The sequence below is a fragment of the Streptomyces sp. NBC_00597 genome (genome assembly GCF_041431095.1).
GTDB lineage: Bacteria > Actinomycetota > Actinomycetes > Streptomycetales > Streptomycetaceae > Streptomyces.
In genome coordinates, this window is record NZ_CP107757.1 from 6127871 (window position 1) to 6141741 (window position 13871).

The window sequence follows — 13871 nt, forward strand, 5'->3', positions numbered from 1 at the left end:
CCCCGTCCGGCCAGAGCCGGACGGGGCAGGCGGTCCCCTTCGTGGTCGTGCGCACGGTCACGCGGTGGGGGCGGAACCGATCTTCTCGCCGGCGCCCCGGGCCGCGAGCGGCCGGTCCTCCGTCAGTGGCCGGTCCTCCGTCCCCGGGCGGGCTCCCGCGACGGGAGCCGCCGCGGCCGCCGGCTTCTTCTTCGGGTTCGACCAGCGCCGGGTGATCGGCCGTTCGATCAGGGCGTACAGCGCCCAGGACGCCAGGATCGCCACGCCCATGCACAGCACCATCAGGCCGACGGCCCCCGGAACCGAGTACGAGTTCCCGCCCAGCAGCTTCCACACCCCGACCATCACGGTGTAGTGCACCAGGTAGAAGGCGAACGAGACGTCGCCGAGCCAGACCATGACCCGGTTGCGGAAGATCGTGAACCGGCCCTCGTCGTCCGCGATGGCGCCGGCCGCGATGAGCAGGGCCGCCGGGACGACGCAGACCGCCCGCGTGGAGTAGATGGGCGGCGTGAAGTAGCCCACCGCGTAGCTCGCGACGAGCAGGACGCCCGACCAGACCATGCCGATGTTGCGCCAGCGCCCCGCCATCACCGAGCGGGCCACGAGGATGCCGAGCGCGAAGTCCAGTACGCGGGGCAGCGGCAGGATGTACGAGAAGAAGTACTGGTTGATCGAGGTGTCGGGCTCCGTGGGCATCATCGCCCCGGCCGGCACCAGCAGCGTCGAGAGCAGCGGCGTCGCGACGATCCCGGCGATCACGCCCAGGACCCAGAGGTTCAGCCGGTGGGCCGGGATCTTCCTGATCCAGTGGATCAGTACCGGGAACAGGAGGTAGAAGACCGCCTCGACGCCCAGGGACCAACCCGCCGGGTTCACCCCGAAGTTGATCGCGAAGTCCGGGTACCAGACCTGCACCATGAACAGGTTGAGCAGTCCGACCGTCATGTCCGTCAACGGAGCGGCGAACACCAGCATGGCCAGCGCCCAGACCACCACGTAGTTGGGGGCGATCTTGAGGAAGCGGCGCCGCCAGAAGCGCGGCGCGGTGTCGGTTTCCCGGGCCGACCAGGTCAACACGAAGCCGCTGAGCACGAAGAAGAACGTCACGCCGAGGGCGCCGGCGTGGGCGACCGCGTCGTAGTACGTGGTCACGGCAGAGCTGCTGCTCAGCCAGGGCACGCCCAGGAAGGCCAGGAGTGCGGCGTGGTAGAGGAACACCACGAAGGCGGCGGGGAAGCGCAACCCGGTCAGCGTGTCGAGTCGGGTCACCCGGGTACGCATTCTGTCCGTCGACACGTTTTCTGCTCCTTCAGAAGAGGGGAATCCGCGAGCGAATTGTGATGCGCATTGCGAAGCGAATGGTGATGCGCATTTGCGGTGCGAAGCGGGGGATGCCGAGAAAGCTACCCGACGTTCCGCCGCATTGCCTGGGCTGATCGATCCGGGTGGTGCCGCCACCAGTGCGGAGACCAACAGGCGCAGCGCCGGCCGTGTTTGTGCAGCGTAGGGGCGCTCGTCGGCGGGTGACTGGTGGTCCCACCACCACGACCCGGACGCACTTCCTCCGCGCGTACGAGCACGGGACAATTCATCGACGGGCCTTTTCTGGCAGTGATGATTCCCGCATTCTCCGCGCCGTCGGGCTGCCCGCGAGCAAAAACTCCGTCCCTTTCCCCGCCGGACCACCAAACCGGGAGCAACGATGTCCCCCAGTGCGACCAGTCAGACCAGCAAGCGGCCCGGAGGCACGGACCCAGCACCCGGGCCCACCTCCACGTCGACCCCGGACGCCCCGCCCGGGGCCGCCCCTCAGGGCTCGGTCCTGCGCGCCTGGCTGGCCGTGGCCGGACTGGCCCTCGGCGTCTTCTCCTTCGTCACCACGGAGACCCTGCCGATCGGCCTGCTCCCGTCCATCGCCGACGGCACGTCGGTCTCGCTGGGAACGGCCGGATTCCTCGTCACCGGCTTCGCGGCGCTCGCCGCGGTGACCGCCGCGCCGCTGACCGCGCTCACCGGGCGCGTGGACCGCAAGTGGCTGCTCGTCGCCCTGATGGTCCTCTACATCGCCGGCAACCTCATGGCCGCCGTCGTCGACGGCTACGCGCTCCTCCTGATCGCACGCCTCATCGTCGCCCTGGCGCACGGAGTGTTCTGGTCCATCGCCGTATCGATCGCCGTACGGCTGGTCCCCGAGCGGCACGCCGTCCGCGCGACCTCGGTGGTCCTCGGCGGCATCTCCCTCGCCTCCGTCGCGGGCACCCCGCTGGGCACCGCCGTCGGCCAGTCCGCGGGCTGGCACGCGGCCTTCGTCTGCGTCGGCTTCCTCGGCTTCCTCGTCCTGGGCGCGAGCCTGCTCTTCATGCCCGCCCTGCCCGCCCGGGGAAGCGGCAGCCTGTCCGCGCTCCTGCACGTACTGCGCCACCGCGCACTGCGCGTCGCGGTCGGCGTCACCGCACTGATCATGAGCGGCCACTTCCTCGCCTTCACCTACGTGGCCCCCTTCCTCCAGGAGGTGACCGGAGTCCGGCCGTCCCTCATCGGCGTGCTGCTGCTGGTCTTCGGTGCGGCCGGGCTGGCGGGGAACTTCGCGGCCGGTGCCGTCGTCGGCCGTGCCCTGCGGGCGAGCCTGATCGGCTGCACCGGGCTCCTGGCCGTCGTCATGGTGGTCATGTACGCGGGTGGGGCCAGCGGGCCCCTGGTCATCACGATGCTGGTGTGCTGGGGCGTGCTCTACGCCGCGCTGCCCGTCGCCCTACAGACCTGGGTCATGCGACTCGTCCCCGAGGAGAGCGAGGCCGCCTCGTCGCTGTACGTGGCCGCCTTCAACGGGGCGATCGGCGTGGGCTCGTTCATCGGCGGTCTGATCATCGACGGCTCCGGCCCCCGGCTGGCGATGGCCGTGGCCGGCGCCTTCGCGCTCGCCGCGATGCTGGTGACCGCCGTATTCGGCCGCAGCGGGGGAGGGGCGGCGCGCTCCGCCCGCTCCTGACCGCGCTCCGTCGACCGCGGCGTCGACCGCGGCGTCGACCGTTTCGTCGACCGATCCGACCCCGACCGCGCCCGTGTGACGGGCCTTCAAAGGCGGCGTGAGGAATTCCTAGTGGCCGTATGACGCACTGTGTGTCGTCGGGCCGGGGCCCGCGTCCATACTCGACGGATCCCTCCGCCCGGCAAGAGAGGTGCAATATGCGACAAACGACCGGGGGTGTCCAGACCTTCCATCTCTGGTCGCTGTCCGAGGACGTGATGATCGATCAGGGGGCCGGCGGAGACGCGTTGCTCCTCACCAGCCGCTGGGGCGAGGACCGGCTCGACCGGCCCAGCCCGGCGGTGCGCGAGGTGCTGCGGAGGATGGAGCTCGGGCCGGTACTCCTGGCCAACGCCCTGAGCGGTCCCGAGGACCAGTGCCCCTTCACGCTGCCGGCCCTCAGCAAGCTGTCGCACCTCGTGGTGCGCACCCTCGGCGTGGACGACCTGAAGGGGCCGCTGCTGTCCGTGGTGCCGTTGTCGTCCGCGGCCTCGTTCGTCCTGATCCGCCCGGCCGGCGAGAGCCGGGTGTGCCTTCCGCGGCACGTGGCCTTCACCGTGCCGGAGTCGGGCATCGGATGCGTACTGGAGTCGGACCGCTCGCCCCACCGCGTCGTCCTGCACCGGCAGGAGGCGGCATGGGTCGCGATGACGCTCGCGTGGCCGACAACGCTCACAGCGGTTTCGGCCGCTTTGCCGCTGCCGCCCCAGGTGACCGAGGACATCATCGGTTATCTGGCGGCTGCCGGACTGGTCACCCCCGCCGACGAGCCGGCGTAGCGGATCCCTCCCGCAGGACCCCCGCGGACCCTCGTGCCGCCGGTCGGGAGGACCGCGGCGACAGTGGCCCTGACCAGGGAAGACGTACCCTGTGATGGTGGTCGGCGGCCCGTCCGCAGCCAGCCGGGGGCGTGATGCCGCCCGGCGCCGTCGGCCGACGGACGCCCGTATTCCGGCCGTACCGGGTGCGCGGGGTGAACCGGCTCAAGGGCTACTGGCCCACCGGTCGAGTTCCCTTCCAGGTACTTTCTAGCCACTGCCCCGATAGTGCCGCCCATGCAGCGGGAAAGTCCCGTAACTGACTCGACGGAGTGGACACCATGCTGGACGCGGATACCTTCCGTAAGGTTTTCGGTTCGTTTCCGACACCTGTCGCGATCGTCACCGCACTCGGGGCGGACGGCGAACCGAGCGGTTTCACCTGCAACGCCTTCTCGGCCGTCTCGGCGGCCCCGCCCCACCTCCTCCTCTGCGTGGGCAAGGGGTCCCGGACCCTGCCCGCGGTGCTCTCCTCCGGGGTGTTCGCGATGAACTTCGTGGCCGACCAGGGCCAGGACACGGCCCGGCTCTTCGCCGGGAAGGCGGAACGCAAGTTCGACGGCGTGGCCTGGCGCGGCGGGATTGCGGGCGTCCCCGTCCTCACCGGGGCCGCGGTCGCCTACGCGGGCTGCACGCTCGTACGGACCGTGGACGCCGATGACCACCTGCTGCTGATCGGGCGGGTGGAGGAGAGCGAGCTCTTCCCGGGTACGGCCGCCCTCTACCGGCAGGGCGAGTTCGGCACGTGGGAACCGGGCCGCCGGCTGGCCGTCCAGCACTGAACCGGGCGCCCCGCCGCCCGGCCCCGTACGCACGACGAAGCTCCTGGCGGACGCGGTGTCTGCCAGGAGCTTCGTCGGGCTTGGTCGTGCCGCGCGGCCCGGACGGCCCGCGCGGGGGCGCCCCGGCTAGGCGGAGAGCGCATGCAGGGTGGAGGAAGGGATCTGCAGGCCGCTGTCGTTGGCCAGGATGGCCTGGTGCAGCCGTTGCAGCCGCGGTGACGGCTCGACCCCCAGCTCCTTGATGAGCGCGTGGCGCAGGGCCTGGAAGGCGTCGAGCGCACGCCAGGGATGCCCGGCCCGGTACAGGGCGGTCATCAGCTGCGCGGACAGGGTCTCGTGCAGCGGCTGCTGGCTCACGAGCATCCGCAGCTCGCCGATGATCTCCGCGTGCCGGCCGAGGCTGAGGTCGGCTTCCAGGCGCATCTCCAGCGCCCAGTCGCGTTCCTCCTGCATGCCGATGACCTCGGTGCTCAGGACCTCCCCGACAGGGACGTCGGTGAGGGCCGGGCCGCGCCACAGCTCCAGGGCGCGGCCGAGCTGCTCGGACGCCGTCCGGGGGTCGTTGTCGGCCAGCGTCCGGCCGCCGACTCGCACCAGCTGCTGGAACTTCAGCAGGTCGAGGGAGAACTCCTCGGGGGCGAGCCGGTAGCCGCCGTAACAGGTCGCCAGAACGTCCTTGGCGCTCCGGCCGTTTTGCTGCTGCACACCGGCCTGGGTCAGTTTCCGGCGGAGTTGGAGAATGTAGGTCTGAAGGGTCGTGGCAGCGCTGCGGGGAATGGCGTTTCCCCACAACTCGGCCATCAGCGTTTCCACTTGTACGACGCGACCCGCGCGGATGGCGAGCAGCGAGAGGATCTGCCGGGGCTTTCCGGCGGTCGGCACTATGGACATGCCGTTCATGCGGGCTTCGAGTGGTCCGAGAACTCCGAATTCCATGAATCCAGCTTCGCAGTACCGTCGCGCGAGTGACCAGTGACGGCGGCACGAGCGGACATGAAGATCTCATACACGCAGGCCCGCCCACCGGCCCGCCTGCTCGTGAGCGGGCAGGCGGGCCGGTGGGCGGGTCGGGCTGGCGTGGGGCCGGTCGGGGCCGAGGTGTCGGAACAGGGCGCGACGGCCATTCGGTGACGACGGCCTCTTCATTGACGAAGGCTCAGCCGTTGACGAAGGTGAGCCCGGTCGCGTCGTAGCGGGTGCCGGCGATCTGCTCCGGCGGGGCGGCCGCCTCGATCGCGGCGAGGTCCTCGGGGGTCAGTTCGACGGCCAGGGCCGCGAGGTTCTCCTCCAGGTAGCTCTGCCGCCGGGTGCCGGGGATCGGCACCACGTGGTCGCCCCGGTGCTGCACCCAGGCCAGGGCGAGCTGACCGGCCTTGACGCCCTTCGCCGCGGCCAGTTCGTCCAGCTTCGCGACGATCGCCAGGTTCCGCTCGCGGTTGCCGTCGGCGAAGCGCGGGTGGCCCCGCCGTACGTCGGTCTGCGCCAGCCCCTCGACCGAGCCGTACCGGCCGGTCAGGAAACCCCGCCCGAGCGGCGCGTACGGGACCACGCCCACCCCGAGCTCGCGGCACACCGGGACGATCTCCGCCTCCAGGTCGCGGGACCACAGCGACCACTCGCTCTGCAGCGCGGCGATGGGGTGCACCGCGTGCGCGCGCCGGATCGTCTGCGCGCCGGCCTCCGAAAGGCCGAGGTGGCGCACCTTGCCGGCCCGCACCAGCTCGGCCATCGCGCCGACGGTCTCCTCGATCGGCACCTGCGGATCGACCCGGTGCTGGTAGTAGAGGTCGATGTGGTCGACGCCGAGCCGGCGCAGCGACGCCTCGCACGCCTGCCGCACGTAGGCGGCGTCTCCGCGGACCAGGGTGGGGTCGCCGAGGCGGTTGGCGAAGCCGAACTTCGTGGCCAGCACGACCTCGTCGCGGCGCCCGGCGACGGCCCGCCCGATCAGTTCCTCGTTGTGGCCGCTGCCGTAGAAGTCGGAGGTGTCCAGGAAGGTCACCCCGAGGTCGAGGGCGCGGTGCAGGGTCGCGATCGACTCGGCGTCGTCCGTGGCTCCGTAGCCGTGGCTCATGCCCATGCACCCCAGGCCCTGCGCGGAGACCGCGAGTTCGCCTAAGTACCGGGTGGGGACGTTGGTCATGCTGCTGCCTCCTGGGCTGGGGACCGTCTGCCCACGACGCTAGGTGTTGGAGTGCGCTCCAGGGCAAACGGGAGTGGTTCGTTCGTCGGGATCGTCAGGGGGTGAACGACCGGGACGCGAAGAGCGTCGCGGCCGGGTCGAACGTCAAGGCGATGTGCGTGGCGATGGAGTTGACGTCACGCCAGGCGCGCTGCAACGGGCTCTCGGTGGTGTGCCCGGAGGTCCCGGCGGTGGCGAACATCCGGTTGACGGCGTTCACGAGGTGCTCGGTCGCCAGCGCGTAGTCGCGTACGTTGCGGGCCGTCTCCTCCTCCGTGATCCGCGCGCCCCGGTCCGCGGCGGCCGCGGCCCGCTCCAGCAGCAGCATCGCGGCGTCGACCTCACCGGCGCTACGGGTCAGCACCGCCTCGTAGGTGCTGCGGGCGGGACCGGGAACCCCGGGCCGTCCGGCGCCTCGCGCCAACCGCTGCGCCGTGTCGCCCGTCCACAGCGCGAGCGCGCCGCGCGCGGCACCGAGGGCGGCGGGCGCGCACGACAGCCCGTTGACGGCCTGGATCGGCACGGTGTGACAGTCAGCCGAGGAGTCCGCCGGCCGGCCGTCGAAGAGGGACTGCCGGTCGACGCTGCGCGACGCGGGAACGAACACGTCATCGGCGATCAGCGTGTTGCTGCCGGTGGCCCGCATGCCGGAACCGGTCCAGGTGTCCTTGATCGCGTACTCGGTACGCGGCAGCGCGAACAGCCGCGCACCGCCCTCACCGGGCAGGACCGCGCACACCACGGCCCAGTCGGAGTAGTCGACGCCGCTGATGTACGCCCAGGAACCGGACACGCGCCAGCCGCCCGGCACCGGCGTGGCCTTGCCGATGGGGGACAGCGAGCCCACGACGAACACGTCGGGACCCCCGGCCCACACCTCCGCACGCCCGTCCAACGGCAGGTGGGCGGCCACCCGGGCCAGGCTCGACGCGACCGACGCACACCACGCGGTGGCCGCGCAGCCCTCGGCCACGACGGCGACGGCCTCGCTGAACTCCGCGAACGTACCCTCCACGCCGCCCTGCGCGGCCGGCACGAAGTGCCGTGCGAACCCCGCCTCCAGCATCCGCGCCACCACATCGGGAGTCAGCCGTCGCTGCTCCTCGGCATCACGCGCCCGCCGCCGTCCCCACTCGGCCAACTCCGCCGCCCGCTCAACGAGCCCGGTCCCCGTAAGCATCCTGCCTCCTCGTCAACGCCGATAAGCGGACCGGACCATGACACACCCCGGTAGACCCCGACTCGTCCCCCCCTAGAGCCACCCCTACGGACGCGGGACCCCGTCAGGTGAGTTGGGGGCGCTGCTGCTGCTGCGCCCCTTCGGGGGGCTGCTCCAGTTGCAGCTCCTTCTTCCGCTGCTCCTCGCGGATCCGCTCGATCTCCTCCGCGAAGAGGGTGGAGGCTTGGGCGCCAGAAAGATCCCTGTACCGCCTGATTCTCAGGGCGTAGGCCTGGAGTTCCAGATCGACCGAGTCGGCAGTCTGCTGAAGGTTGAGACTGCGCTCGCGAAACTTGAAGTAGGCGATGATCCCGGCGGAGATGCTCACCAGTGCGCTGATGGCGACAGCAACCCAGCTCCATACGCCCTGCTCGGCCGAGGCCGTAGTGGCAACCGAGGTCAGGATGGAGCCGACGATTACGGTGAGTTGAAACAGGTTGTGCCTGCTCCGGTATTTTTCTGCGCTCCGCCGGTAGTCGTCCCTGAGGGTCGAGATCGACTCGTAGTACTCGGGGAAGACCCCTGGAAGTGCTGCGGTATCCACCTCGCGCGACTGGAGATGGCGCTTCTCGGCTTCCAGTTGACGGAGCTCGACTTCTACGGCGGAGATGGTCCTTCGGAAGTGGGTCCACCAATAGGCGGACCCCAGGATGGAGACGATCGTCGCGCTGCCGCCGAGAAAATTGAGCAGCGATCGATCGTGGTTCTCCGGGCCGCTGGGCCAGTCGACGAGGACGTTCGCAGCGATCAAGGCGCCGATGAGCAATGGGTTGACTGCGAGCATCCACAGCAGTGTGAAGCGTCGGATCAGCCGACGCTCTACGACCTCGGCTTCCTTCGCAATGATCGACTGGTCGATGGTCAGGATGGTGGATGGTGTGGTCACTGGCCCCCCGTGTTCCTCGCCGGGCCCAAGAGGCCGGGCGCCGGCACATGGAGGTCAGGCTAGCTAGATCGTCCGCATCGCAGAACGGGGGCTCCTGGACCGCACCGCGAGGGCGCTGCCGTCCAGGAGAGGCTGAACCCCACTCGCCGCCCACTCGCGACCAGGCGGACTGCTCGGCAGCTCCGGTTACTGGCGTGTGTGGCAGGAGGCCAGGGAGCTGGCGCTCCCGCCGGACAAGGCGGGCTCGCCCTTGGCGCGGCGCCGTACGACCTCCGGTCGACGTGCATCACGCACCGGCTGCGCGCCGGGAACTCGCCGGAGGTGATCCACCGCAACCACGCCGGATGACCTGCCGCCGCGCAGCCCCGCCCGCCGTGCACGGGCGGGGCTTTCGTGGGTGCCCCCGTGCGCGCTGCGAGCGCGATCGGGGGAGAAGCGACTTCCCGTCAGGGGATGCTTCCAATGGCCGGATGGAGTAACGCAGCGGGCCGAGGTCCCCGATCCGGGGCCAGGGTAAGAGCATGGTCGACAGCGATGAGGGGATGGCCGCGCCCCAGAGGAGTCGTTTCGACGCCGTGCACAAGTGGGCCGCAACGGTGGCCGGTGTCGTCGCCCTGGCCTTTTCGCTCTACTACTTCACCGAACTTCAAAAGAAGCCGGAGATCGATCTGCCACTTCCTTGTTCCAGGCCGACGGTTGGAGCTTCCAACCCGGCCGGTACGAGGGTTCTCTGCAGTTGAATCGGGCCGGAAAGCGGGATCCGCTGACCAAGAAGTTCTGCGTTCTCGTCTCGAAGAAAGCCGTGGATGAAATCCGCAATGGGGCGAGCCGAGAGGGAATCTATTTCTTCCGGAATGACCTGCCAAAGTTCTCGGGCAGTAAATACTCGGGCTGCTACGTGCGGGAAACCGATTGAAGCCGGGCCGCCCAATGGCTGCGGGGCAGGCTTTGTGCGGCGGCGCCGGATCGACTGGCGGGCCGCGCCCACCGGCAGCGCCCGGCTGTCGGGTGCAGGTGCCGCCGGCTGGAGCGAGCGATGACGGGTCGCCCGACACGGGCTCGGTAGGGACTCGCGGTGGGGGCGGCCGTCGATGTCGCACCAGGCGGCTTGGAGCGAGGGGTACCGAAGAGCTGTGCGGGCGGCGAGTCCACCAACGAGCAGTGGAGCGCCTCCCGTTCGCCCACGCGCCACCCACGCGTGGACGGTGAGAGACAACGAGAAAGCCCCGGACTCAGCGGGACTGAGTTCGGGGCTTCTTCTTTGGCACTTCAGCTGGTCAGCGACACTTACACACTGCTAGCTGGAGTGCCCCCGGCAGGATTCGAACCTGCGCACACGGCTCCGGAGGGGGCGCACGGTTGGGGCAGCACATGAGGCTTGAACTGGGAAAACTCGCAGGGTCGCGCGTTTCTGCTGGTAGTTCACACGCGGCTCACACGACAGCCGGCTGACTCCAGGGTTGGCTCTAGCCGTAGAAGGTCACGTCTCCAGGTGCTTTGCCTTGCAGCATCCTAGAGAGAACTCCCCTACATGACTTGAGTTCGAAGTGGTCTGCAGGGAGCTGGACCTCCAAGATTGAGATAGCCTCCCGCATGGCGTTCACGCCCTCACGGATGCTGCCGCTGGAATAGTCGCAAATGGCGATCTTGTAAAGGCAAGTTCCAGCCCGGAGACTATCTTGGCCGAAGTTATCGGTAGAGATCTTATATGCCTTCATGAACCACTTGCGCGCTGCTCGATAGTTTTCGCCAAGCAGTAGAGCGCTAGCCATATTGTGATAGTCGGCGAGCAATTCGGGGTGACTATCCCCGTAAACCATCACGTCGATTTTGATGGCGCGATTGGCGGCAGCTACAGCGTTTCCGAATTGGCGACGCGAGGTGTACGCGACTGTCAAATTTGTGAGTGTGGCGGCCACCTCTCGATGATCGGACCCGACGATCTTTTCTTGGCGCTTAAGTGCGGCTTCCAGGGTGGCGCAAGCCGACACCATTTCCCCCTGCGCCATCTGTGCCCGACCGAGGTTTACCTGCACAATCAGGGCAGCGCTCGACTGTCGCGTATTCAAGCGCTCATGAATGTGTAGGGATGCCTCGAACGCCTCAGCTGCTTTGTCTGGCCTGCGAAGCTCCAGGAGAGCGAGCCCGGCATTGTTCCAATCGCGCGCGGCGTCCCTGTGCAGTCCCCCCATGATCTCGAAGGAAATCTCTAGAGCTCGCTGAGCTGCCGTCAAAGCCTCTTCGAATCGAGTAGCCTCCAAATATGAAAGCCCCAAATTACTGTAGAGAGTAGCTAGGCCATTACGGCTCGAATCCTCTGGATAGTCAGAAATCAATTTCTCGAATTCGGCGGCCGCCCCTTTGGCGTCACCCATTTCCCTGCGCAGAGTGGCCATATTTGCCATGACTGCTGCCCGTGCCGAGGCTAGATTATCTTGGGGGCCGATCGAGTCGAACTGTGCATGCACCGCATCGTATTCAGCCACAGCATCTCCCAGTCTCCCCATGAGGCGGAGGACCAATGCCTTATGGGTGCGGAGTGCTGCGATTGACTCTGAATCGAGCTGGGATGGTACAGCCAAAGCTTCATCCGCGAGTCGAAGCGCCTCGTTCCATCGGTCGGCCCCGGCAAGCGCGTCGATCATAGTGGTCTGCACAGTGGCACCAATATTTGCGTCGAGTGAGTCCATGCGGAGGAACGTATCGACGGCCTGCTGTGCGTGGAAAAGACTGCCCTCAGATGAGCCCTGCGCTCCAAGGTTCATAGAAATAGCGACATGGAACATAAGGGTGGCTGAGATGAGCTGACCCTGATCCTTAGTGTGCTCTATGAGAGCCTCGAAGTGCGGCAGCATTTGCCGGTAGTGAGGCCAGTTTCTTGAATCTACAGGGCTATAGCGTGCAACCTTGTGGACCAGTTTTGTAGCGGCTTCGACCGACGCTTTCTGCTCCGACTCGGTGAGAGAACCCCGAACGACTGCCTGCGTTAGTGCGTGACAGCTGATGCCCGTCTGCTGTGCATCAAGCAGTGAAAATTTCTGGAGATCTGCAATCGAATCAAAAAGGTGCAGCGGGTCCTTCATTTTCTCCAGAAAGAGGGTGGCGCTCGCTGAGATATTGCTCAACTCGGCCGATGCGATACTTTCGATTCCTCTTCCATTACGGACTATTTCAATGGCATCCTGTGGATCATCCCGCGAAATTTCGAACCCGAAGAGTTCGGAGGGAAACGCGGTCGGTGCTACATAGGAAAGGCTGCCAAGCATTTCCAGTGAGGAAGGATGCTGTTCTCGTAGCCTGTCGATGGTAATAGAGAGGGTGGCCGTTAGACCCATATGCTCTGGTGGTGCAGATCGGTCCAGAAGTTCTCGTGTTCGACTGCGCACCATCTCGCTGTACACGCTTGGAGAGATTCCGGAAGCGCTAATGTAGCCAGCGGCCTGTTTCAAGGCGAGCGGCAATCCGTGCAAAGCGTTGCTCAGCTTCGCCAGATCATCCTGAGGAGTGGTAGTCAGCACACCAGACAGGAGCAATTGAGATTCGTCCTCGGGTAGCGGAAGTACCTGGATGGTCGGTACGTGCGACACCCATCTCTGATCAAGGCTAGAAATGATGAATCGTGCTGCCGATACCCGGGGGATGAAATTTGCAATCTTGTGATCTGCCGGGGCGCCGTCGATCAGAATCAAGCCTCGATGCGTCCGGAAGTATTCTTTCATCTGCTGGATGCCGTCGCTGGACTCAGGTGTAGATAGGCCCAGTTTCTCGCAGAGTGGAGTCAGGTCCGAGCTCATCGACCCCCATGAATCGGCGCGCACCCACCAGATGAATTCGTACTCATTCTCGTGACGCCATGCGTATTGTGCGAGTAGTTCGCTCTTTCCTACCCCGCTCATTCCGATCAAGGCGATCGCCGGATTTTCGGCGGGGTGGCCGTCAATCGCTGCGGTGATCTGATCGAGTACTTCACGCCGTCCTACGAAGTTCGATGCTGGCTCCCGCGACCAAGTATTTGATACGGATCTGCTCTGGGTTGCACTATTGATCCCCGCAGGGGATAGTGCCTCCACTACGTCAACGCGTCGAATGGTTCGCCTCGACACCTTGGATGAGATTAGAGTATCCGAATTAAGAGCCTCGGGGCTTGCGAGATCAATTGACGAGAAATGGCGATTGTCGAGATCTCTAGATTTGATCGCGACGAGAGCCACAAGGGAGTCCCAGGCGGCCGAGGGTGTAGCGCCGATTTGGGCTTTTCTGAGTGACTTTTCTACTGTCGTGATGATCTCGTGAGACCTTAGGGTGACGCGATCGGGAATACCATGCTCGATGCGCAGCTTCAGCAAGAATGACTTGGCTTGCAGCTCGTTACAGGTCAGCCTATTCGCAACGTCGCGAACCCAGCTATCTATTGAATTGCTAGTTAGATCGGTGGCGAACGATAGTGCATCGCCCTGTGTGGATTTAAGGGCGCCATTGGTGACCAGTCGGCAGGAGGATTCCGGGTTGATTTTCCAGCGGTCGTATAATGTCGCTAGGCCGCCTCGGTTCCAGAGGTCGGAGAAAGACCATGGCCCCAGGTTCGGTTCGCGATGCTTCACAGAAACCAGCTCGTAGGTTCCATCGTGATAAGCGAGGATGTAATCAACATGCCACTCGCAGATGATTGCTGAAAGCTGGCTATCATTGAGCATGGCGAAGCAATGTCGTGCGGCGCATTGATATTGGAAGTTGTAGCGTGAAGCCGTGTCGCTACCCGAGTCTTCTACCGGCTCGGTTATGAGCATTTTCGCCAGGTCGGAAATATCCCGCTGCCCACCCACGAAAGCCTCCAGTACACTTGCCACTCTGCGTAATATTCTGGCACTGACGGTGATTGCGGGCAAGGTGTCTGGCACAGCGTCGCTGGATGCCGCGGCAGGCGTAGTTGACATGTGGGAAACGTGGTCCTCA

Annotated in this window: 10 protein-coding genes and 1 pseudogene; 5 read left to right on the top strand and 6 right to left on the bottom strand. The window is 66.3% G+C overall.

Going from position 1 to position 13871, the window contains the following annotated elements:
• Positions 1–57: 57 nt before the first annotated feature.
• Entirely contained in the window at positions 58–1299 is a 1242-nt protein-coding gene (locus OG974_RS28055; protein WP_371644812.1) for an acyltransferase family protein, read from the bottom strand.
• Between the two features lie 406 nt (positions 1300–1705).
• Here OG974_RS28055 and OG974_RS28060 point away from each other — a divergent pair, with 406 nt between their 5' ends.
• The 3 genes from OG974_RS28060 (at position 1706) to OG974_RS28070 (ending at position 4631) form a co-directional block, all read left to right on the top strand.
• Complete coding sequence (locus tag OG974_RS28060) at positions 1706–2992, top strand: MFS transporter (protein WP_371644814.1); 1287 nt, start codon at positions 1706–1708, stop codon at positions 2990–2992.
• A gap of 197 nt (positions 2993–3189) precedes the next feature.
• Positions 3190–3810, top strand: a complete 621-nt coding sequence (locus tag OG974_RS28065) for an NADH oxidase (protein ID WP_327285455.1) — start codon at positions 3190–3192, stop codon at positions 3808–3810.
• Positions 3811–4130: 320 nt separating this feature from the next.
• Positions 4131–4631 (top strand): flavin reductase family protein, encoded by a 501-nt coding sequence (locus OG974_RS28070; protein WP_329314560.1) that lies wholly within the window; start codon positions 4131–4133, stop codon positions 4629–4631.
• 126 nt (positions 4632–4757) lie between these two features.
• On the opposite strand, the gene OG974_RS28075 is transcribed toward OG974_RS28070, so the two are convergent.
• From OG974_RS28075 to OG974_RS28090, 4 genes are all read right to left on the bottom strand, one after another.
• On the bottom strand, positions 4758–5567 hold the full coding sequence (locus OG974_RS28075; RefSeq protein ID WP_371644816.1) for a BTAD domain-containing putative transcriptional regulator: 810 nt from the start codon (positions 5565–5567) through the stop codon (positions 4758–4760).
• Positions 5568–5787: 220 nt separating this feature from the next.
• Positions 5788–6774, bottom strand: a complete 987-nt coding sequence (locus OG974_RS28080) for an aldo/keto reductase (protein WP_327285458.1) — start codon at positions 6772–6774, stop codon at positions 5788–5790.
• A gap of 94 nt (positions 6775–6868) precedes the next feature.
• Positions 6869–7993 (bottom strand): acyl-CoA dehydrogenase family protein, encoded by a 1125-nt coding sequence (locus tag OG974_RS28085; protein WP_371644818.1) that lies wholly within the window; start codon positions 7991–7993, stop codon positions 6869–6871.
• A 103-nt stretch (positions 7994–8096) separates the two neighbouring features.
• Positions 8097–8918, bottom strand: coding sequence for a DUF4231 domain-containing protein (locus tag OG974_RS28090; RefSeq protein WP_327285460.1), 822 nt, complete (start codon positions 8916–8918; stop codon positions 8097–8099).
• Positions 8919–9081: 163 nt separating this feature from the next.
• Here OG974_RS28090 and OG974_RS28095 point away from each other — a divergent pair.
• Both OG974_RS28095 and OG974_RS28100 read left to right on the top strand, forming a co-directional pair.
• Positions 9082–9263 (top strand): annotated as a pseudogene (locus tag OG974_RS28095) (site-specific integrase); the annotation flags it as partial.
• 176 nt (positions 9264–9439) lie between these two features.
• Complete coding sequence (locus tag OG974_RS28100; protein WP_327285461.1) at positions 9440–9658, top strand: hypothetical protein; 219 nt, start codon at positions 9440–9442, stop codon at positions 9656–9658.
• Between the two features lie 726 nt (positions 9659–10384).
• On the opposite strand, the gene OG974_RS28105 is transcribed toward OG974_RS28100, so the two are convergent.
• Positions 10385–13765, bottom strand: a complete 3381-nt coding sequence (locus tag OG974_RS28105) for a dsDNA nuclease domain-containing protein (protein WP_371644820.1) — start codon at positions 13763–13765, stop codon at positions 10385–10387.
• Between the last annotated feature and the right edge of the window lie 106 nt (positions 13766–13871).